The following is a 20785-nucleotide window of genomic DNA, read 5'->3' as shown; positions in this document are numbered from 1 at the left end:
TGACACGCATGGCGCCCGCGGCGAATGGCGCGTGGAGATCCGCTCATTCCGCGCCTGGATCCGCCGCCACAACGCCACCTGCCAGGAGCCACACAGCAGCCCGCCAGAGCCCCAGGCCGCTGCCGCACCACCGGACGGCAGCCAGACCGGGCTGGGCGGGCAGCGCAGGCCGCGTGCGGGGCATGTGGGGGTGACGCCATGACCCCGCAGCAGTTGGCGCGGGTGATGCGCGACGAGGCCGACACCCTCACGGCCCAGGCCGGCACCTCCACCCACGCCGCCGCGGACGGGATGCGCCTCCAGGCCGACAGCTACCGCCGCATCGCCGCCGCCTTCGACGCACTCGCCGGGCAGGACGCGAAGGAGAACGGGCGATGACCCGCGAGCAGGCCGTCGAGGCGGTGGCGAGGGCCATGTGCGTATACCCGTGGAACGACGATCCGGACGAGGTGGTCGCCGGGCTCGGACCGCAATGGCACAACTACCGCAACGACGCCGATTTCATCCTCCGCGCCCTCGCCGAGGCCGGCTTCGCGGTGGTGCCGGCCAAGCAGGGCACCCCGCCGCCCGAGCCCACGCCCTGGGACCCGCGCATGCAGCAGCCCGGGGGCGGGGAGGCTTCCCCATGAGCCGCGCCGTCTGGAAGTTCGTCCTGACGCCGAAGTGCACGATCAGCATGCCGGAGGGTGCCGAGCTGCTGCACGTCGCGGCGCAGGGCGGCGAGGTCTGCCTGTGGGCGCTGGTCAACCCAGAGCGGCCGGTGGAGACGCGCCGTTTCCGGGCGTTCGGCACAGGCCACGCCATCCCCGCCGGGCTGTCGCTGCGGTTCGTCGGCACCGCCCTGCTGGCCGGCGGCGCGCTAGTGTTCCACGTGTTCGAGGAGCGCGGCCAATGACCCACCCCACCGGCATCGCCGGCGCCGCCGGCGCCCCGCTCCCGCCCGTCGCGCCGCGTTGCCCGAACGCCGGCACCAGCCTGCCGTGCGTGGCGGCTGCCCGCATCGCCACGCTCCAGGCCCTGCTCACGGCGAGCGAGACAGCCCTCGCCGAAGCCACCGACGAACGCGACCAGCGCCACGCCCGCATGGCCCGCGACCTCGCCGCCAACGACCTGCGCCACGCCGAGGCGATGGCAGCGCGCGGGCAGCAGCAGGCCCGGCCCGCCGGCCTCGGCCCGAGGCAGTGGTCGGGCGCCGATTTCCACGGGAGGGGCGTATGAGCCGCCGCGAGCCTGACCTGACCGTGTACGCCCCGCTGCCGGGGTCGCTCACCCGCCGCGAGGCCGAGCCAGCCGAGTACCGTCCCATCGGCACCATCGCTGGCTGGATCGTCTGCCGCGGCGCCGACGCCGCGAACCCGGTCGCCGGGCCGTTTCCGTGCGTGGCAGATGCGCGGAGCTGGATCCACGACAGGCGGGATGTGGAGGGGAAGCGATGATGGCTCACGCCCGCCGTCCCGCACCCGCCGCCCCGCCCCCTCCCACCGACCTGGAAATCATCGCCCGCACGAAACCGTTGACGGGGGCCGTGCCGGTGCCTATTTTGCGGGCACAGAGTGAGGACGCTTGGGGTGGACCGAGCGGACCGCGCTCTGTCGGCACGCCTGGACCATCGAGCGACGCGCTCTGGTACTGCGTCAAGACCCATTCCAAGGCAGAATTTCGGGCCGTGCTGGAGATCAGCCGCCTCGGCCTTCGCCCCTACTGCCCGCTCGTGATGCAGCAGCGGAAGCTGCGCCAGCCGGGCGGGAAGCGCGAGCCGCGCGACGTCATCGAGCCTCTGTTCCCGCGCTACCTGTTCGTCCAGTTCGATCGCCACCGTGACCGCTGGCGGGCGCTGTTCAACCTGGAGAGCGTGGACTGGCTGATGATGGGCGCCGGCGAGGTGCCGATCTCGGTTCCGGACAGGGCAATCGCCTACCTGCGAGCGCAGGGCCGGCTCGGCGATGGCGTCTGGGACGATCGCACCGCCGCCGAGCGCCACCGCTCCGAGGCTCGCGCCCGGCAGGAAGCCCACGGCGCCCGCGTCCCCGTCACCTACCTGCCGGCCGTCGAGCCTGGCCAGCGCGTCAAGATCACCTCCGGGCCGTTTGCCGATCTGCACGGCATCGCCCGGATGGCCACCCACAGGCGCATCACCCTGCTGCTCGACATGTTCGGCGCCCCGCAGGAGGTGCAGGTCGAGCGGTCCGAGGTGCAGGCTCTGTGATCCCCAGCCCGGCGGGGCCTTCGGCCGGGCGGCCTGGACGTTTCCTCCCGAAACTACGCCGGGGCCTCACCGCCCCGGCGGCTTTTCGGGCGGCCGACGCCAGGGCGGACGGGGCCGAAGCCGTAGGAACCATGGCCTAAATGGGTCGTCTGTCCCCGGCCGACGCGGTGGGGCCCCTGGGGCCTCGAACAAACACGGGTGGCAAAGGCGCCCGAGATCGCTAGGCACGAAACATGCCAAAGGGTACCGCCGCCGAGCAGGCGAACGAGAGATTTTTGGTCTCGGCCGCCGACTTGGGCCGGATTTTCGGGGTTGGCGAGCGCCGCATCCGCGAGCTTCGCGACCAAGGCCGCATCCCTGGCCTGCCTAATGGGCGGTTCGACCTCTTCGAGGCGGGGCCGGCCTATGCCCTACTCCTGCGCCCTGCTGCCGGTCGTGGTTCGGCGGGCGGCTCGGCTGCCGCAGAAGGACTGGATGAGGCCCGCATCCGCCTGCTGACGGCCCAGGCCGAGCACCGTGAGATGCTGAACGAGCAGATGCGCGGCGAGGCGGTGCTGGCGGAGGATATGGAGGTTGTGGTCGGCGCCATGGTCGATGCAGCGCGCGCCAAAGTGCTGGCGATGCCGACAAAGGGTGCGCCGGCGGTGGTGGGGCTGACCACGCTCCCCGAAATCCGGGGCAAGATGACGGAGTTGGCGCATGAGTGCTGCGGCGAACTCGCCGCCGATCGTGTCGCCCAAGCCGTCCTCGACCGCGCGAAGCAGCGCGCGGGCCGCACTGGCGGCGGCGGGCCGGATAGCGCGGAGGTGGGCGCCGCCTCCTAGGCTGACGGTCAGCGAGTGGGCCGATCGGTTCCGGTTCCTGAGCGCCGAGGCGAGCGCCGAGCCAGGCAAGTGGAGCACTGGCCGTGCGGAGTACCAGCGCGGCATCATGGACGCCATCAGCGACCCGACCGTGGAGACGGTCGTGGTCATGTCGAGTGCTCAGGTCGGCAAGACCGAGTTCGGATTGAACCTGGTCGGGTTCCACGTCCATCAGGATCCGGCGCCGATCCTCGTGCTGCAGCCATCGATCGAGATGGGCGAGGCGTGGTCGAAGGACCGCCTGGCGCCGATGCTGCGGGACAGCGCCTGCTTCCGCGGACGGGTGTCGGACCCGAAGTCGCGGGACGGCACGAACGGGCTCCGGCACAAGGTCTTCCCCGGCGGCCACATCACTATCGCCGGCGCCAACAGCCCGGCATCGCTGGCGTCGCGCCCGATCCGGGTGCTGTTCTGCGACGAGGTGGACCGCTACCCACCGAGTGCTGGCGCCGAGGGCGATCCGGTCGCGCTGGCACGGAAGCGGACGACCACCTTCTGGAACCGGAAGGTGGTGCTGGTCAGCACGCCGACCATTGCGGGGTCGAGCAGGATCGAGACGGCATGGCGGCAGAGCGACCGCCGGCGGTTTTGGGTGTCGTGCCCGCATTGCGATCGGCCGCAAACGCTGAAGTGGGCGCAGGTGCGCTGGGACCGGGACGATCCGGAGAGCGCCGCCTACCACTGTGAGGCGTGCGGTGCCGGATGGAGCGATGCGGAGCGGTGGCGAGCCGTCACACGGGGCGAATGGCGCGCTGAGGCGCCGGGCGTCGCGGCGGCAGGCTTCCACCTCAGCGAGTTGTACAGCCCTTGGCGCCGCCTGGCGGAAACGGCCGCGGACTTCCTCGCCGCAAAGGATCGGCCGGAGACGCTGCGGGTCTGGATCAACACCGCCCTCGGCGAGCCGTGGGAGGAGCGCGGCGAGGCGCCGCCTTGGCGCCGGCTCTACGATCGCCGCGAAGACCGGCCGCCGGGCATCGTGCCGAACGGCGGCCTCGTGCTGACCGGCGGCATCGACGTGCAGAAAAGCCCCGGGCGCCTGGAGTGCTTCGCCTGGGCCTGGGGTCGCGACCGGCAATCATGGCTGGTCGAGCACCACGTGATCCACGGCAACCCCTACGAGAGCGCCGTGTGGGCCGCGGCCACGGAGTGGGTGCAGCAGACATGGCGGCATGAGGCGGGCGCGGAATTGCGGCTGGCCCGCTGCGCGGTGGACACCGGATTCGCGACGCTGCAAGCCGAGGCGTGGGCACGGCGGCACCCGGCGCTGGTGGTGCCGGTCAAGGGCGCGTCGACGCTCGCCGCGCCGGTCTTCGCCTGGTCGAGCGTCCGCGAGGCGGCCGCGCGGGGCGGCCCGCGGAAGCGAGGCCAGCGCCTCGGGCTGGTCGGCGGCCACGTCATCACGCTCGAACTGTACGGGCTGCTGAATCTTGATCCGCCGACCGATGCGGAGCGCGCAGCCGGGTGCCCCTACCCCGCCGGCTACGTGCACCTCAGCACCGAGGCGTCGGAGGAGTTCTGCAAGCAGCTCGTCGGCGACCAGTGGATCGAGGCGAAGGGCGAGTGGAAGCAGGCCCATGCCACGGAGGCGCTGGACGGCTGGAAGTACGCTAGGGCGATGCACTCGCTGGTCGGCCTGGATCGGTGGCGCCCGGCGCAGTGGGCGACGCTGGCGGATGAGTTGGGCCTGCCGCTCGACGCGACGCCCGAGGCGCCCGAGCCGGCTCCCGACGGCGATGGGCCCCCGCCAGCGGCTCCCCCCGAGCCGCCGCCCGCACCGCAGAAGCCGAGGATGCCGATCCGCCGGGTCGGCCGCTCCTCCTACATGTCGAGGCTTGGACGCTGATGCCTTTCACCCAGGCCGACATCGACGCGCTGAAGCAGGCGATCGCCGCCGCCGGCGCCGCCGGCACGGTGCGGGACAGCAGCGGTCGCAGCGTCGTCTACCTGTCGCCTGCAGACGCGCTGGCGAAGCTGAACCTGATGCAGCGGGATGTCGACGCTGCGGCGGCCACGGCCGGCACTGTCCCCGCCATGCGCCGCGCCTTCGTCGGCTCGGTCCGCTCGGGCTACTGACCTATGCCCCCCGTGCAGATCGGGCCGCGCCGGTGGCGTGTGCAGGCGGGCTCGTCGCGGGCACGGATGGACACCGCCCCGCTCGGCGCGCCCGTCGGGCAGCCGGCAGCGCCATCGACGGCGTTCCAGGCGGCCAGCATGTCGCGGCGCCTGCGGGGCTGGCGGCCGCCGAACACCGGCCCCAACGCCATCGTGCAACTGAACGGGCCGGACCTGCTGCGCCGCTCGCGCGACCTGCGCCGGAACGTGCCGCACGCCAGCCGGGCCATCAACCTGATCGCGACCCACACGGTCGGCACCGGGATCGTGCCGCGCTCCCTGTGCAGCAACAAGAAGGTCCGCGAGGCCCTGACGCAGCTCTGGTCCGACTGGACGGCGGTGGCGGATTCGGACGGGCTGCTCGACTTCTACGGCCTCCAGAACCTCGCCGTGACCGAGATGGTCGAGGCTGGCGAGGCATTCTGCCGGCTACGGGCCCGCTTCCTGAGCGACGGCCTGCCGGTGCCGCTGCAACTGCAAATCCTGCCGACCGAGATGGTCCCGCTGGACTACAGCACCCCGAACGGCACCAACGCGGTGGCGCAGGGGATCGAGCGGGACGCGGTCGGTCGGCGGGTCGCCTACTGGACCTATCCACAGCACCCGGAGGAGTGGATCGGCGGCGCGGCCACGCTGGACAACCTGCCAAGGCCAATCCCGGCCGAGGACGTGGCGCACCTCTACAACGTCACCCGGGCCGGGCAGATGCGCGGCCTGCCGTGGCTCGCCTCGGCGATCACGACGCTGCACCAGGTCGCGCAGTACCAGGACGCGGAACTACTCCGGAAGCAGATGGCGGCCGCCGTCGTTGCCTTCGTCAAGAAGTCGGTCGAGGGTGGCGCCGACCCGGCCGAGATGGCCGCGCAATGGGGCAATGTGCAAGAGGCGCTCGGCGAGCTGCCCTCGGTCGAGATGGAGCCGGGCACCGTCCAGTACCTCGGCCCCAACGAGGACATCGAGTTCCTGACGCCGGGCGACGTGGGCAACAACTACGAGGCGTTCCTGGCCTCGCACTACCGGGCGATCGCCGCCGGCACGAACACGCTCTATGAGGAGCTGACCGGCGACTGGAAGAACGCCAACGACCGGACGTTCCGCGCCGCGCTGATCTCGTTCAAGCGCACCGTGCGGCAGTGGCAGTGGGGGCTCGTCGCGGCGCAGTTCAACGTGCCGATCTGGAACCGCTTCGTCGGCTACGCGGTGAGCAGCGGCGCGCTGAAGGTGCCGAAGTCGGTGGGCGACGCGGACCTCTACCGGGTCGAGTGGAACCCGGAGCGGTGGGAGTACCTAAATCCCGTGCAAGACGTGCAGGCGATCGGCGAGGAGTTGTCGCTCGGCCTGACATCACGGCAGGCGGCCATCGCGGCGCGCGGCGACGACATCGAGGTGATCGACGCGCAGCGGCAGCAGGACCAGGAGCGCGAGCAGAGCCTCGGGATCGCGTTCCAGGCGCCGGGCACGATCGCGGCGGCCTCTGCGGAGCCGGACGCGCCGGCGGACGGCCACCAGCCAGGCTGAGGCTCGGGAGAATGGCGATGAGGCACATGTTCAACTGGCTCCGGACGCAATGGAGCCTTCTCGGCGTCAATGCCGCGGCGGCCGCGAGCGGCTGGGCCTCCGACGACCTGACGCGGATGATCCGCGCTGGTGAGGTCACGCCTTCTGCCACCCGCAACCTGATCCCGTGGCGCAGCGAGCCCGGTTTCGACCGGGAGGGCATCCTGCGGCTGCGCGCCATGCGCGAGATGGCCGCATGGGAGCCTGTCGTGGCGTGGCGTGCGAGCTGTGCGGTCGCTGCGCTCCTGTTCCGCGAGCGCCGCCAGAGCGGTGTCGCCATCATCACCAGGGGCGAGTGCGTTGTCGCGGAGTGGCTGGACACCGCAGGGTGGGTTCCGAAGGGTGGCTTGCTCGCGCTTTATCAGCCGGCGGTGGCGCGGATTGCGGCCTGACGATGACGCCTATTCTCGACCACATCGCTGAACGAGGATCAGCGATCACAGAGAATGGCGCGCGGTATTTTCGATCCCGCTGGGAATTTCTTTCCGGTCTTCATCCTTTTGATATGACCGAGGTCATCCGCCACTGGGAAATCAACCCAGTGCCTGTCGAAAGCTTCCCAGCAAAGTTCGCCCCCTCGGATCGGACATGGTTCGAATGGGAAGAGACTGACGGCAGCAGGGTGGGGATCGCTCTAATTCGAGATGGAGACACTGACGGTCGTCCAGTGTTCGCCGTTCTTACCAAGCATCTTGGTGCTAAAATGGACGATCTGCTCATATTCTGGGGGTTCGTTCAGTGCGTCGAGGATGGTTCCCTCGCTGCATCTGCGCCCACGTTCTCTGCTCGTGATATGGAAAGGGCGGCCTCCTCATCGTTTGATGTAGAGAAGAAATGGGCCGACCTTCGAGAACACATAGCTTTCCTCCTCGGCGTGATGTCCACCCCTGGGACCTATATCAAAACCACCCGGCATGCTGGTTGGAATGAAGCGCGAAAGCTGGTGAAGAAAATCGGCGCGGTGGGCGCCTATCCGCTTCGTGCCGTGAGTGAGATCAAGTTGGTGTGGCCGCCGCCAGAGCGAGCAGAAGACCCCAAGTGGCACGGCCACACTGGCCGCCGTTGCCAGCACTGGGTCCGTCGCCATGAGAGAAGGTATCGGCGGAAAGACACAGGTGAAATCTACAAGGTAGTCGTCGTGCCGGAGCATACGCGCGGCGATCCAGCTTTGGGCATGAAGCAAAGCCGTTACCGGCTGGTGCCGGCGTCACAGCAACCGGTTCAGTAGGACACCCCATGCGACATGAGCGGTTCCTGCGCCGGTTGCTCAACCGGCCGCAGATGATCACCCCTGCCGCCGGCGCGGCGGTGCTCGGCGCCTTGCTACCGGGCTCGCGGCTCGATGGCTACGACGAAGATGGCGCGCCGGTGGCGCGCGACCCGCGCGAGTACACGCAGGTCGGCGACATGGCGATCATCCCCGTGGTCGGGGAGCTGATCCACCGCGGCTCCTGGATGGACGCGATGAGCGGCCTGACCAGCTACCAGGCGCTGCAGGATCAGGTGAGCACGGCGCTGACGGACCCGCGCGTCGGTTCGCTGATGCTCGACATCGACAGCCCGGGCGGCGAGGCCGCCGGGTGCCTCGACTTCGCCGAGTGGCTGGCCGGACAGCGCGGCGCGAAGCCGATCTGGGCGAGCGTCAACCAGCTTGCCTGCTCCGCCGCCTATGCCATCGCCTCGGCGGCCGACCGGATCCTGATCGGTCAGAGCGCCTATGCCGGCTCGATCGGCGTCGTCGCCTATCACACCGACCTGTCGCGCGCCATGGAGAAGCAGGGCGTCGCGATCACCTACGTCTATGCCGGCGCCCAAAAGATCGACGGCAACCCGACCGAGCCGCTGCCTGACGACGTGCGGGACAAATGGCAGGCCGAGGTGGATGCCGACTACAGCCGCTTCTGCGCGGTCGTGGCGGCCAATCGCGGTCTGTCCGTTGCCGCCGTGCGCGGCACTGAGGCGGCCGTCTTCCGCGGGCAGGACGCGATCGACGCGGGCCTCGCCGACACAATCGCAACCAACGAGGAGGCCATCATGGCACTCGCCACCACGACGGCGCCAGTCGGCGCCTCGCTGAGCGCGGCCGCTCGCCGCGGCCGGCTCCAGGCAGGGAAGGCCAAGGCGTCCGACGCGGCGCCGGAGGACGACGCCCAGCCGGAAGCGCCGGCCGAGCCGGAGACGCCGCCCCAGGTCCCGCCTTCCCCGCCGGTGCCGGAGAGCCCGCCCGAGGATCCGGCCGCCCCTGCCGACGACATCCCCGGCGGTGGCATCCACCCGCCGCCCTCCCCCGATCAGCCAGTGGTTGAGCCGGCGCGGCTGGCGCAGGCGGCTCCCGCCGGCGCGTTGGCCGATGCCTGCGCCACCGCCGGCCACCCCGAGCTGATCGCCGGGTTGCTACGGCGTGGCGCCTCCATGACCGAGGTCAAGGCGGACATCGTCCGCGCCCAGACCATCGCCAAGACCGGCCAGACCCTCGGCATGCAGGTGGCGGCCGCGCAGGCGATCGCCGGTGGCTGCCCGGCCGAGGTGTTCGCCACGGTCGCGCACACCGCCAAGGCCGAGGCCGACGGCGCGCGGCGCACCGACACCGGCAACCGGGCTGGGACGCCGAAGGCGGCGACCGGGACGCTCGATCCGGCCGCGATCTACGGGCGCATGAACGCGCGCGGCCCGCGCGCCAGCAAGGGGCACTGAGCCATGCCGACCACTGTCGTCGTCAACCCCGGCTATCCCGGGGGCTACATCGTCGGAGAGGAGAGCGACAACCGCTCCCGCGACGTCGGCATCATCGCCGGTGGCGTCGCCGCCGCGTACCGCCCTGGCACCGTGCTCGGCAAGATCACCGGCTCGGGCAAGTACACCATCCTGGCGCCGGCCGCCTCCGATGGCAGCCAGAACGCCGCCGCGATCTACTTCGGCTACGGCGACGCGCTGAGCAACGGCGACCTCCGCGCGACGCTGCACGTGCGCGACATGAGCGCCAACGCGCTGCAGCTCACCTGGCCGTCGGGCATCACCGACAACCAGAAGGCCACCGCCACGGCGTCGCTCGCGGCCGCCGGCATCATCCTCCGTTCCTGATCGACCCCAGCTCGCCGGCCCGGTGAGGGCATAGGCAGGAGAGCATCTATGCCCGTAACGATCCCGGACATCTTCTCCGGCGACGCCTTCAACAGCGTCACTCTCACCTCGATGGTGAACAACCAAGCGCCCTACGTGCCGACCTTTCTGAGCGGCCGCAACATCGCACCGGCGCAGGGCATCACCACCACCACCGCCGCCTTCGAGGCGCAGAACGGCGGGCTGCGTATGCTGGCGTCCTCGCCTCGCGGCGCCCCGCCGAGCCAGGTCGCGCGGCCGACTAGCACACTGCGCGTGCTGCCGTCGTACCACTTCTCCCGCGAGGTGCAGCTTGGCGCCGACGAACTGCTGACGGCGCTGAACCGCATGCCGATGTCCTCCGATGCGGCGGCGACAATCCAGTCGCTGCTCATGAACAAGGTGGACGGCCCCTTCGGCGTGAAGACCGAGTGGGCGCTGACCATGGAGCACTTCCTCCTCGGCCTCATCGACGGCGTGATCTACGACGCGGACAACGCCACGGTGCTCTACGACTTCTTCAGCTTCTTCGGAATCTCCCGGCCGGCGGCGATCACTCTGCCGTTCTCGACCTTCACCGAGGACAGCGGCCTGTTCGTCAAGGCTGCCCTCGGCATCAAGCGCGGCGTGGTGGGCGCGCTGACCAACATGGCCTCCGCCGGCATGCGGCTCATGGTCCTCTGCGGCGACAACTTTTTCGACGCCGTGGTGACGAACAAGGAGTACGTCGCCGCCAAGAAGTTGGGCTCGCTCGAAAGCCAGGACGCCGCCGAGGCGATCTCGGAGAGCACGCCCTACGCGGCGGTGGCCTACGGCAACATGATCTGGGTGAACTATCGCGGCACCGACGACGGCTCGACGGTGGCGATCCCCACCAACGAGGCGCGGCTCTATCCCGAGGGCGTGCCCGGCCTGTTCCAGACCTACTATGCGCCTGCTGCCACCTTCCAGGCGGTCACGGCCGTCGGCCTGCCGGTGTACCTGCTGCGCCCCTCGGATCGGCAGAACGACAGGCGCTTGGTGGCGGAGTTCGAGTCCAACCCGCTGTTTGCCTGCACCCGGCCGCTGGCGCTGCGCCGGCTGGCGATGAGCTGAGCCATGCCGGCCGACGCCTTCACGGCGATGGTCGGCGTGCTGCATCGCGATCCGAACCTGTCCGTGGCGGCCGTGTACACGGCGCCCGGTGGGGTCGCGACGCCGGTGCGCGTGGTGCGCGCCAACCTCGACACGGACACGTCCGGCAGCGGCTCCCCCGTGGCACAAAGCATCGCCGTGTTCGAGGTGCTGAAGGCCGCGCTGCCGGGGCCGCCGGTGAAGAACGCCACGCTCGCTGTCGGCGGCGAGATGCTGCGGGTCTACCAGTTCGGCCAGGACGAACTGCGCCTGTGCTGGCGGCTGTTCTGCCAATGAGCACCCGCGAGGCGGCGCTCGCCGGGCTGCTCGCCGCGATCCAGGCGCAGGCACCGGCCGGCTGCGACGTGCAGCGCGACGACGGCAACGCCGACGCCCTGCCGCAGCAGGCGTCGCTGATCGTCATCGGCGCCGGCGCCGTGGAGAGCGAGGCGGTTCTGTCGCCGCTCTCCTACTGCATCACCCTCCAGCCGGAGGTGACGGTCGCAGCGTACCAGCCTGCCGACCTCGACGCCGCGCTGGGCGCCATTGTGGACGCCTACGCTGTCGATCCGACCCTCGGCGGCGCCATCGACGGCTGGCTGATCGGCGATCCGACATTCACCACCGTCACGCAGACCGAGCCGCTCGGCGGCCAGGACGTGCCCCTGCCGCCGTTCCAGGCCGCGCAGGTCCCGCTCCAGCTTTTCTATTCCGCAACCAGCCCGCTGGGCTGATCCAACCCTCGTCCGGAGGATACCGCCATGCCTGTGGGCGCACAGGGGTCCAACTTCCGCCTGCTCGCCAAGCAGGAGGCCAGCGAAGGCGTGCTTGCCACCGGCAATTTCAGCCAGTTGCCGGCCTACACCTTCGAGCTTTCCGGCGCGCAGGAACTCCAGTCGGACCAGATCCTTTCGGCCAACGCCGGCCGCGACGCGTCCGACCCGTTCCTCGACGTGCTCACCGTCCAGGGCAACGCGCGCGTCCCGGTCGATCTCGTGAACTTCGGCACGTGGCTCAAGCTGCTGCTCGCCTCGCCGGTCACGACCGGCACGACCGACATGACGCACGTGTTCAGCTCGGGCGCCACCGGCCTGCCGACGGACAGCTTCGAGAAGGCGTTTCCGGACGTCGCGCAGTTCTTCCAGTACACCGGCGTCCGGGCGAACACGCTGCAACTCGACTTCTCGCCCAGCGGCGCGGCGGATGCGACGTTCGGCCTGCTCGGGACCGGCGAGACCAAGACCACGACGACGGCCGCCGGCACGCCGACCCTCGCGGCCGGCTTCACCCGCTTCCTGAAGAAGCAGGGCGCCATCAAGATGAACGGCACCACGCTGGGCCGCGTCACGGCGGGCACGCTGAACTTCAGCAACAACATGGAGCCGGTGCGCACCATCCGCTCCGATGACCGGCTGGAGGGCGTGGACTTCGGACAGGCGACGGCGGAGGGCAACCTGACGGTTCGGTTCAGCGACGGGACGCTGATCGACCAGGCCGTCTCGAACACGCCGGCCTCGCTCGAATACAGCTACACCATCTCGGGCACGAAGTCGCTGACCTTCCTCTTCCCGCGCGTGTTCCTGTCGCGCCCGGGCATTCCGGTGAACGGCCCCGGCGGGATCGACCTCGCGATGACGTGGCGCGCGTCCAACAACGGTAGCAGCGGGACGCTCATGCAGGTCACGCTGAAGAACGCCGTGGCTGGGTACTGAGGAGGCGCCGATGTTCCGCTTGACCGCATCGACCGAGCCCCGGTGGCTGGAACTGCCCCACGGGGTCAGGATCAGGGTCCGCCCCCTCAGCGGCGTGTTCCTGGTGACGGCGCGCAACGCCGGCGAGATCGCGTTGCAGGAGGAGGCCAAGCAGGCGGGCGAAGCGGCCCGGGCCGGCGCGCCGCTCGACCCGCGCGACCTCAACGTGCTGAACACCGACTTCGTCGCGGCGCGGCTGGAGTGGGCGAAGGCCGAACACCTCGGCCGCCATGGCATCCTGGCGTGGGAGGGCGTGGTGGACGAGGCCGGCGCGCCGGTGCCCTACACCCACGACAATGCGGTGGCGATCGCGACCGATCCCTCGCTGATGCGCCCCTTCCTCGAAGCCTATTTTGCGACCCTGACGCCGGCGTTCTTCGAGGGGGAAGGCTCCGGGCGCTCCTCCGATACCGCTACGGAGGAGGCGCCCGCTACTGCCGAGGCTGCGCCAGCGGAGACGATACCGGAGCCGGAGCCGCAGTCGGCTGCGGAGACTGCCCAGCCCGAGTGAACCTGCCCCGCACCGAGGCGGGCGAGGCGTGCCGTCAGGCGGCAGAGGCCGCGGTGCGTCCTGACGGCTTCGGGGGGGCTTCGGTGGACATGGCTGGCGCGCTGGCCCTGGCCGAGGCCCTGGACGTGCCGCGCTCCGTCGCCGCACCACTGCTGATCGCGTGCGCCGACGGCATCATGCAGGGGATCGCCGATGACCGTCAGGTTCAGCGCGACGCTGGAGGGCAAGCCGGCGGAGTGGACGGAGGCGATCGGCCGGAACCTCGCGACGGCCGTGACCGAGGGGATGGTTGAAGCCTGGGAGAAGGGCCTCAAGACCGACCTCCGCTCGCAGGTGAATGCCGTCGTCCAGAGCAAGGCGATGCGCGGCGGCGGGACCATGCTCGGCAACGCGGTGCGCGCGCGGGTGTACCCGAAGGTCTACGGCACCGTGTCGCCGCGATCTTCGGCTGAGGTCTATGCCACCTACTCGGCCGGCGACATCCTCCAGGTGCTGTCGCAGGGCGCCACCATCGTGCCCAAGGCGGGCAAGGCGCTGGCGATCCCGACCGCCGCCGTGCCGCGGCTGGCGCAGAACCAGCGCATGACGCCGCGGCAGGTCGAGGCGCGGACCGGCAAGCGGCTGACTTTCATCCCCGGCAAGGGGCGCGGCGGCCGGCGTATCTTCCCAGCGGCCATGGGCGCGCTCGCGGTGGTCGGGCCGGAGCCTGCCGCCGGCAAGGGGAAGCGCCGCCGCGGCAGGAAGCCGCAGGGGCGGCTCAAGGTCATGTTCTGGCTGATCCGCCAGGCCGTGATGCCGAAGAAGATCAGCCCCGAGCAGATCGCGCAGGGCTGGGCCGACCGCCTACCGGCGCTCGTGCAGGCCGCCGCGGCGCGCCTGACCGGCAACCAGACCTGAGAGGACGAGCATGGCCGGCGATCGCGCCTTCGTTCTGCGGCTGCGCGCCGAGGGCGCCGACGACATCAAGAACGTGCTGTCGGGTATCGCCGGGTCGTCGGAAGAGGCGAAGCGCGCCTTCAACTCCTTCGATGCGGCGCTGCGGCAGAGCGGCAAGTCGGCCGATGCCACGCAGAAGGACGTGGACCGTATCAACGCCGCGCTGGGGCGGCTGACGGCCTCGGTCGATCCGGTCGCCGCGGCGTTCCAGCGCCTCCAGGCGGCCGAGAAGCTGCACGCGGACGCCCAGGCCAAGGGCATCACGATCACCCGGCAGCAGGCGGATGCGTTGAATGTCCTGCGGCAGCGGTATCGGGAAGCGGAGGCCGACGCCAACAAGGCGGGCGGCGCGGTCAAGCTGCGCGGCGACCAAATTCAGAACCTCGGCTTCCAGTTCCAGGATTTCGCAGTTCAGATCGCCTCGGGCGGCGGGTTCTTTCGGCCGTTCGTGCAGCAGGCGCCGCAGGCGATCGGTGCCGTGGGCGGCCTGACCAGCGCCATGACGCTGCTGCGGGCCGGCCTGACGCCGCTGAACGTCGGGATCGGGCTGGTGGCGGGCGGCATCGGCGCCGTGGCGGTGGCGACCGAAGCCTCCGAGCGCCGCCTGAGCACGCTGCGCAACAGCCTGCGCCTCTACACCTCGGACTACGCCGGCCTCGCCCAGCGCATCGCCGAGAGCGCGCGGACGCAGGCGGCGCAGACCCCTGGCCTGGACCGCTCCGATGCCCAGGCCGCGCAGGCGGCGATCCTCCAGGTCCAGCCGAGCCTGTCGGATGCCCAGGTGCGCCGCTTCACGCAGGACGTGCTCGACCTGAGCAAGACGATCGACGGCGACTTCCAGTCGGCGCTGACCAGCATGACGCGCGGCCTGCGGGACCCGATGGCGCTGTTCCAGGAGATGGCCGAGCGGCACGTCCCCGGCTTCGACCAGGCCCTGCGGCAGAACGTCGAGCGGCTGCTGCTGGCGGGCGACCGCGCCGGCGCTTTCAACGTCCAGATGGAGGCGCTGAGGAAGGTCATCCAGGGCGCGTCCAACGACATGAGCCCGATGCAGCGGGCGATGGATGGCCTGAACAAGTCGTTCAACAGCCTCTGGGAAGGCATCGGCCCCGGCCTCGCCCAGCAAGGGAAGGACTTCCTCGACTTCCTGCGGCAAGCGACGGACCTCGCCCGCGGGCTGAGCGACAGCGGCCTGGGGCGCTTCCTGTCCACCCTCAGCAACGCCAACCCCATGGCCGATGGCATGGCGGCTGGCGGCTGGATCAGGCGGCAACTCGGGCTGGACGGCGCGGCCGTTGGCGCACCCGGCGCCGGCTCGTCGGCCATGGACCGCATCGGCTTCTACGAAAACAGCGGCCGCACCAGCGGCGTGAACCAGCTCGGCTACACCGGCCGGTACCAGTTCGGCACCGCCGCGCTGGCGGACATGGGCATGTACCAGCCCGCGCCGGGTGAGAGTCTGAGCAGTCAGGGCTTCCGCTGGCGCGGCACAGTGACGGTGCCCGGCTTCGCGCCGATGAATCAGAGCCAGTTCGACGCCAACCTCGACGCCCAGAATGCGGCGATGACGGAGCGCCTCCGTCGGATCAACGAGGTGATCGACCGCAGCGGCATCCTCCGCGAGAATCGGACGGTGGGCGGGCAGCCGCTCAGCCGCGAGGGCCTGGACTATGTCGGGCACTTCAGCCCGGTTGCGCTCCAGGAGTTCATCGCCGACCTGCGCGCCGGCCGCGAGCCGGGCTCCTACACCCTCGGCGACAACCCGCCGGCGCGGACCTTCTACAACCGGGGAGCGGGCCTCGCGGGTGGAAGCGCGGCCGCGCCGGTGCCGGTGCAGGTGGTGCCCGGCTCGGCGCCCTCAGCGGCGCCGCCGGCGGGCGGAGCCGCCACGCTTCCGGCTGTCACGGCGACCGCCACCGCCGCCGCGTCGGCCGCGTCCCGTGAGGCGGTCGAGTTCGCTCTACGCATGTCGCGCGGCCAGCTCGCGGCGGGCGACATGCCTGCCGGCGGCACCTCGCAGCTTCGGTCCGAGCGCCAGGCGGCCTACGCCACGACGATCAGCCGCATGCAGGGCGCGCTGCCGAGCGCGACCCCGGCCGAGCAGCAGATCATCCAGCAGGGCATCGCCCGCATTCGCGCCGAGGCCGAGGGCGCCACCTCGGCCTACCAGCAGTGGATCGAGGCGCAGCAGAGGTCGGCGGCCGTCCAGCAGCAGGCCGAGGGACCGCAGCGGGAGATCGCGCAGGCGATCCAGCAGGCGACCGAGGCGGCGAAGCGCGACGGGCAGCAGCAACTCACTGCCGCCCAGCGCCAGGAGGTGACGGCCGCGACCCTCGCGCGCCTGAATGGCGCCTACGCCCAGACGGTGCGTGGGATCGACTTGCAGATCACGGCGCAGGACAAGATCGCCGCAGCCTACGAGCAGGGCGGCGCGGCCGTCGAGCGCGCGCAGAACCGCGAACGCGCCATCACCGAGGTCCGCAAGTCCGGCGTGGCCGGCACCCAGGCCGAAGGTGCGGCGGTGGACGCGCTGGCGGCGAAGTACGACGCTCTGACGCAGAAGCAGAACGACAACGCCCTCCGGCAGCAGGTGCGCGGCCAGGACAACACGCTCGCGACCCTGCGCCTCCAGGCCAGCCTGATCGGCACCGACACGGCCGAGCGCGACCGCCGGCTGGCGACGCTGCGGGCCGAGCAGGAGTTGGAGGGCAAGAACTACTCGCCCGAGATGCGGCAGGCCTACATCGACCGGGCCGTCCAGATCACCGACCAGACCAACGCGCTGAACCGGCAGTCCGCCGCGCTCCAAGAGGTGGCCGGCTTCGGGGATCAGGTGTTCAACCGCGTGGGCTCGGCGCTGACCGAGGCGTTCACCCAGGGCAAGGACGCGGCGGTGAACTGGGGCACCGTCACCAAGGGCATCATCTCCGAGGTGGCGCAGGAAATCCTGAAGCTGTCCGTGCTGAACCCGCTGAAGAACGCCCTGTTCGGCGGCAACTCGACCACCCTGAGCGACGTGGGCGGGATCATCGGGAAGCTGATCAACGGCACTGGCGGCGCTGCCAGCGCGGGCGGAACCATTTGGAGCGCGGCTGGCTCGGTCACCACCAACCACACCGGCGGCATCGCCGGCTCCGAGTGGACCAGCATGCGCACGGTGCCGTGGTCGGTGTTCCGCGAGGCCCCGCGCTACCACACCGGCGGCGTGGCGGGTGACGAGGTGCCGGCGATCCTGCGGCAGGGCGAGGGCGTGTTCACGAAGGGCCAGATGGCGGCGCTCGGCGCCGGGATGCAGGCCGGGCAGCAGCAGTCGCAGGAGCCGGTGGCGCTGCACCTCAACATCGACGCTCGCGGCGCCGGGCCGCGCGAGATCGATCAGCTCCGGGCGCAGATTCCGATGCTGGCGAAGGCGGCGGTGGCCGAGGCGTCGCAGCGCGGCGGCGGGTTCAGCCGGGCCGTGAGGGGGCGCTGATGCCCGCCCTGCTCGACTGGCCGACCGACCTGCGGCCGTCCAGCGCCACCTTCTGGCTGGAGGCGAACACCGCCACCAGCATGTCGCCGCTGAACCGCGCCTCGCAGGTGATCGTGCGCGACGGCGCCCGCTGGCGGTGCGACCTGACGTTCGAGAAGCGCAACCGCTGGGTGGCCGGCCGGCTCGACGCGCTGCTGGCGGAACTGGACGGCTCGGGCGGCGAGGTCCGGGTGTGGGATTTCCGCCGGCCACGGCCGCAGGGCACGGGCTCGGTCGGCGGTGAGCCGGTGAACACGCGCTTCACCGACGGCACCGCCTTCTCGGACGGCACCGCGTTCCTCGACCTGGTGCCCCTCGGCGCGCCGCAGCTTGCCGCCGCGGCGGCGAAGGGGACCGACACCCTCGCCACCGAGGGCTGGGGGATCAGCGAGACGGTACTGCTGCCCGGCGACTACGTGGGCATCAACGGTCGCCTCTACATGAACCTCTACGCCGCCGGCACGGACGCGCTGGGGCGGTGCAGCCTGAAAATCCGCCCCCGTCTGCGCTACGCCGCCGCCGCCGGCACACCGCTGGTGCTGGAACGGCCGCCGGCGCGGTTCCGGCTGGCGGACAACGGCCAGGGCGCCAACCGCACGGAGCCGGGCCTATTCAGCAGCTACACCATCTCCCTGCTGGAGAGCCTGCCATGAGACTGTCCACGCGCCGGGACGATCCCGGCTTTCGTGCCGATGCGGCCCGGTTCGACGTGCTGCTGGACGGCGTGGCGCAGGGCCGGGAGACCGGCCGGGCCGTGGTCACCGCCGACGAGGAGGCCGGCCGGCTCTGGTTCTGGCGGATCGGCGCCGACGGCCGGCTGGTGGGCGCCTTCGCGGTCGAGGAGGTGGCCGGCGCGGTCGAAATCCGGGAGCGCGTGGCGCCGTGACCCGCCCCCTCGCCACCGCCGTCTCCACGGCCGCCTCCGCGCCCGTCGTCCACCTCGCCGTGCTGGTCGAGCTGGATTTCGCCCCCGACCCGCTGCGGCTGTGGTCGGGCATCGGGGATTTCGTCTGGGGCAACATGACCTTCACCGGTGCCGGCACCCTGATGGGCGTGGGCGAGGTGGAGGAGACGACCGAGACGCGCGCCGCCGGCACCACGCTGAGCCTGTCCGGCGTGCCGTCGGAGCTGATCGACCACGCCATGGTGGTTGACTGGCAGGGCCGAGCCGGGCGCATCTGGCTGGCGCTGCTGGACGACGCCGGCGGCCTGCTCGGTGACCCGGTGCAGGCCCTCGGCGGCCGGATGGACGTGATGAGCTGGGCCGAGGGCGAGACGGCCACGATCAGCCTGACGGTGGAGAGCCGGCTGGCCGATCTGGAGCGGGCCCGGGTGCGGAGATACACGGACAGGGATCAGCAGGACGAATACCCAAATGATTTGGGGTTTGCTTACGTCGCTTCGCTTCAAAACCAAGAAATACGCTGGGGCAAAAACGGCTGAACTAGCCAGCCGGCTGCCGCTTCTTCTTCGTCGCTTCCAGACCAGCTCGGATCAATTGCCGGAAGGCTTCGCTCTCGCTTTTGACTTGATTGCCAAACCGATACTCAGCCACCTCTGCCAGCATCTCGCGCGGCAGGGTGACGAGCTTCCTGATCATCGTCTCGGGGTTCACGGCCATAGCCCATGATGGATCAAAGTGATATCGCTGACAACGGTTGTCAGTGATATCACTATACGCCTAACGGCGGGGTGCCGCGAGGGCGGTTCATGAGACGGATTGACCATGACCTACGAGGAGTACATCGCTTCGCCAGCGTGGCGAGCGTTGCGTCAGCAGGCATTGGCGCGCGACGGCGATCGCTGCCGGGTGTGCGACACCCCGGACAGATTGGAGGTACATCACCGGCGGTATCCACCCCGCGGAGCATGGGAGCAGGACTGCCTGGACGCGCTGACGACCCTTTGCGTGACATGCCACGACAGCATCACCTCGCGGCAGAGAGCATCGAAGTATGCCGCCAGCAGCCTGACGGCCAGCGAGGTGGCCAGAATAACACCGGTCGCGGAGGTTGCCTGTGAGCGCCTACGAGACCCTGAGCTTCAAGATCACCGGAGTTGCGCCGTTGTTGATGCACAACGGCCAGCTCGCGGACCCGCTGAACCCGTTTTCGCAGAGCATCGCCGAAGTCACTAAGAAGCGGAAAAAGACGGACGCCGATCATGTAGAAATGGCGCGCCGCGAGTTTTTTGGCGGTCTTTACATCAGCGGCGGTGCGCCTTGCATTCCGGCAGAGATGATCGAGGCCGCCTTAATCAAGGGCGCCATGAAGGAGAAGCGCGGTCCTGCCGCAAAAGCTGGGTTGCTGGTGGAGCAGAATGCCATTCTTGAGTATGACGGCCCGCGCGAGCCCAAGGCTCTCTGGCAGGATGAACGGTTTCGTCTCCGCGTCGCCGTGAAGGTGGGGCAGGCGAAAGTGATGCGAACGCGCCCACGATTTGACGGATGGCATGCCGCTGTAGAGGTGAAATTCCTCCCGTCGCTTCTCAACAGGAAGGAGGTCGGTGACTTCCTGGCGACGGCAGGTGAGCAAATAGGGATCGGCGACTGGCGCCCCAGGTTCGGACGTTTTCTGGTTGAGGGGGTAGTCGCCTAACTGAGCGGCGTGAGCCGCAAAGCCCAGGGTCGGGCTTGGCACGTCCAGGTCGGCTGAGGTCAGGCCAGGCGAGGCGATGCTTGGTCCGGCGGGGCGAGGCAAGGGTGAAGGGGTGTCCTCGCGGGCACCCCTTCCATTTTCGGAGATGGCCATGCCCCGCCGCCCCGACTGGCCCGAGCGGCTGATGGCCTACTTCGCCGAGGCCGGGCAGCGTCCGTTTCAGTGGGCCACCCACGACTGCGCCACCTTCGCCGCCGGCGCCATCCGGGCCATGGGCGGCCCGGACCTGGGGCGGGACTGGCGAGGCAGCTACGACGGCGAGGCCGACGCGCGCGACGTGATCGAGAGCTACGGCCGGGATCTGGAAGCCGCCTGCGCCGAGGTGTGCCAAGCGGCCGGCATGCAGGAGGTGCGGCCCGTTCTGGCCCAGCGTGGCGACCTGCTGGTGCTGCGCGACCGGGCGCTGCTGCGCGGCGTCCCGGCGCTCGCGATCTGCAACGGCGCCACCGCCATGACCGTGACACATCGT

At 70.3% G+C, this 20785-nt stretch carries 28 protein-coding genes; 27 read left to right on the top strand and 1 reads right to left on the bottom strand.

From position 1 onward, the window contains the following. The 25 genes from M0638_RS25130 to M0638_RS25010 form a co-directional block, all read left to right on the top strand. Positions 1-202, top strand: a 202-nt coding sequence (locus M0638_RS25130; RefSeq protein WP_248669707.1) for a hypothetical protein, incomplete at its 5' end; no start/stop codon positions are given. Continuing rightward, the gene (locus M0638_RS25125) at positions 199-378 is read left to right on the top strand and encodes a hypothetical protein (protein WP_248669706.1); all 180 of its coding nucleotides are present in this window, start codon (positions 199-201) and stop codon (positions 376-378) included. The genes M0638_RS25130 and M0638_RS25125, both read left to right, overlap by 4 nt. Beyond that, a complete protein-coding gene (locus tag M0638_RS25120; RefSeq protein WP_248669705.1) occupies positions 375-629 on the top strand; it encodes a hypothetical protein in 255 nt (84 codons plus the stop codon). Before M0638_RS25125 ends, M0638_RS25120 begins: the two co-directional genes overlap by 4 nt. Continuing rightward, positions 626-895: a DUF7352 domain-containing protein gene (locus M0638_RS25115; protein WP_248669704.1), complete on the top strand. Its 270-nt coding sequence runs from the start codon at positions 626-628 to the stop codon at positions 893-895. The genes M0638_RS25120 and M0638_RS25115 overlap by 4 nt, the downstream gene beginning before the upstream one ends. Further along, positions 892-1218: a hypothetical protein gene (locus tag M0638_RS25110; RefSeq protein ID WP_248669703.1), complete on the top strand. Its 327-nt coding sequence runs from the start codon at positions 892-894 to the stop codon at positions 1216-1218. The genes M0638_RS25115 and M0638_RS25110 overlap by 4 nt, the downstream gene beginning before the upstream one ends. Next, positions 1215-1436: a hypothetical protein gene (locus tag M0638_RS25105; protein WP_248669702.1), complete on the top strand. Its 222-nt coding sequence runs from the start codon at positions 1215-1217 to the stop codon at positions 1434-1436. Before M0638_RS25110 ends, M0638_RS25105 begins: the two co-directional genes overlap by 4 nt. Then, positions 1433-2206: a transcription termination/antitermination protein NusG gene (nusG, locus tag M0638_RS25100; RefSeq protein ID WP_345893070.1), complete on the top strand. Its 774-nt coding sequence runs from the start codon at positions 1433-1435 to the stop codon at positions 2204-2206. The genes M0638_RS25105 and nusG overlap by 4 nt, the downstream gene beginning before the upstream one ends. 233 nt (positions 2207-2439) lie before the next feature. Then, on the top strand, positions 2440-3030 hold the full coding sequence (locus M0638_RS25095; protein ID WP_248669700.1) for a hypothetical protein: 591 nt from the start codon (positions 2440-2442) through the stop codon (positions 3028-3030). Next, complete coding sequence (locus M0638_RS25090) at positions 2936-4912, top strand: phage terminase large subunit family protein (RefSeq protein ID WP_248669708.1); 1977 nt, start codon at positions 2936-2938, stop codon at positions 4910-4912. The genes M0638_RS25095 and M0638_RS25090 overlap by 95 nt, the downstream gene beginning before the upstream one ends. After that, a complete protein-coding gene (locus M0638_RS25085; protein WP_248669699.1) occupies positions 4912-5142 on the top strand; it encodes a hypothetical protein in 231 nt (76 codons plus the stop codon). Before M0638_RS25090 ends, M0638_RS25085 begins: the two co-directional genes overlap by 1 nt. A gap of 138 nt (positions 5143-5280) precedes the next feature. Continuing rightward, positions 5281-6699, top strand: coding sequence for a phage portal protein (locus M0638_RS25080; RefSeq protein WP_248669698.1), 1419 nt, complete (start codon positions 5281-5283; stop codon positions 6697-6699). Between the two features lie 26 nt (positions 6700-6725). Further along, entirely contained in the window at positions 6726-7130 is a 405-nt protein-coding gene (locus M0638_RS25075; protein WP_248669697.1) for a hypothetical protein, read from the top strand. A 2-nt stretch (positions 7131-7132) separates the two neighbouring features. After that, a complete protein-coding gene (locus M0638_RS25070; protein WP_248669696.1) occupies positions 7133-7966 on the top strand; it encodes a hypothetical protein in 834 nt (277 codons plus the stop codon). A gap of 8 nt (positions 7967-7974) precedes the next feature. Further along, positions 7975-9432, top strand: a complete 1458-nt coding sequence (locus M0638_RS25065) for a S49 family peptidase (protein WP_248669695.1) — start codon at positions 7975-7977, stop codon at positions 9430-9432. Between the two features lie 3 nt (positions 9433-9435). Further along, positions 9436-9819: a head decoration protein gene (locus tag M0638_RS25060; protein WP_248669694.1), complete on the top strand. Its 384-nt coding sequence runs from the start codon at positions 9436-9438 to the stop codon at positions 9817-9819. A 48-nt stretch (positions 9820-9867) separates the two neighbouring features. Then, the gene (locus tag M0638_RS25055) at positions 9868-10932 is read left to right on the top strand and encodes a major capsid protein (protein WP_248669693.1); all 1065 of its coding nucleotides are present in this window, start codon (positions 9868-9870) and stop codon (positions 10930-10932) included. Between the two features lie 3 nt (positions 10933-10935). After that, entirely contained in the window at positions 10936-11247 is a 312-nt protein-coding gene (locus M0638_RS25050) for a head-tail joining protein (protein WP_248669692.1), read from the top strand. Continuing rightward, the gene (locus M0638_RS25045; protein ID WP_248669691.1) at positions 11244-11684 is read left to right on the top strand and encodes a hypothetical protein; all 441 of its coding nucleotides are present in this window, start codon (positions 11244-11246) and stop codon (positions 11682-11684) included. The genes M0638_RS25050 and M0638_RS25045 overlap by 4 nt, the downstream gene beginning before the upstream one ends. A 27-nt stretch (positions 11685-11711) precedes the next feature. Continuing rightward, positions 11712-12662 (top strand): phage tail tube protein, encoded by a 951-nt coding sequence (locus M0638_RS25040; RefSeq protein WP_248669690.1) that lies wholly within the window; start codon positions 11712-11714, stop codon positions 12660-12662. 10 nt (positions 12663-12672) lie between these two features. Further along, complete coding sequence (locus tag M0638_RS25035; RefSeq protein WP_248669689.1) at positions 12673-13212, top strand: hypothetical protein; 540 nt, start codon at positions 12673-12675, stop codon at positions 13210-13212. A 192-nt stretch (positions 13213-13404) separates the two neighbouring features. Beyond that, positions 13405-14109 carry a DUF6441 family protein gene (locus M0638_RS25030; RefSeq protein WP_248669688.1) on the top strand — a complete coding sequence of 235 codons (705 nt, stop codon included), beginning with the start codon at positions 13405-13407 and terminating at the stop codon, positions 14107-14109. 10 nt (positions 14110-14119) lie between these two features. After that, the gene (locus tag M0638_RS25025) at positions 14120-17620 is read left to right on the top strand and encodes a phage tail length tape measure family protein (RefSeq protein ID WP_248669687.1); all 3501 of its coding nucleotides are present in this window, start codon (positions 14120-14122) and stop codon (positions 17618-17620) included. Next, positions 17620-18312: a hypothetical protein gene (locus tag M0638_RS25020; protein WP_248669686.1), complete on the top strand. Its 693-nt coding sequence runs from the start codon at positions 17620-17622 to the stop codon at positions 18310-18312. Before M0638_RS25025 ends, M0638_RS25020 begins: the two co-directional genes overlap by 1 nt. Further along, on the top strand, positions 18309-18545 hold the full coding sequence (locus tag M0638_RS25015; protein WP_248669685.1) for a hypothetical protein: 237 nt from the start codon (positions 18309-18311) through the stop codon (positions 18543-18545). Before M0638_RS25020 ends, M0638_RS25015 begins: the two co-directional genes overlap by 4 nt. Next, entirely contained in the window at positions 18542-19102 is a 561-nt protein-coding gene (locus M0638_RS25010) for a hypothetical protein (RefSeq protein WP_248669684.1), read from the top strand. The genes M0638_RS25015 and M0638_RS25010 overlap by 4 nt, the downstream gene beginning before the upstream one ends. A 1-nt stretch (position 19103) precedes the next feature. On the opposite strand, the gene M0638_RS25005 is transcribed toward M0638_RS25010, so the two are convergent. Further along, complete coding sequence (locus M0638_RS25005) at positions 19104-19259, bottom strand: hypothetical protein (protein WP_248669683.1); 156 nt, start codon at positions 19257-19259, stop codon at positions 19104-19106. A gap of 418 nt (positions 19260-19677) precedes the next feature. On the opposite strand from M0638_RS25005, the gene M0638_RS25000 reads away from it, so the two are divergent. Continuing rightward, entirely contained in the window at positions 19678-20256 is a 579-nt protein-coding gene (locus tag M0638_RS25000) for a hypothetical protein (RefSeq protein ID WP_248669682.1), read from the top strand. A gap of 151 nt (positions 20257-20407) precedes the next feature. Next, a partial coding sequence (locus M0638_RS24995) for a DUF6950 family protein (protein WP_248669681.1) occupies positions 20408-20785 on the top strand: 378 nt, incomplete at its 3' end.

The organism is Roseomonas acroporae, from assembly GCF_023223525.1.
In the GTDB taxonomy this organism is placed as follows: Bacteria; Pseudomonadota; Alphaproteobacteria; order Acetobacterales; family Acetobacteraceae; genus Roseomonas_E; species Roseomonas_E acroporae.
This window is presented reverse-complemented; position numbering and strand designations above follow the sequence as displayed.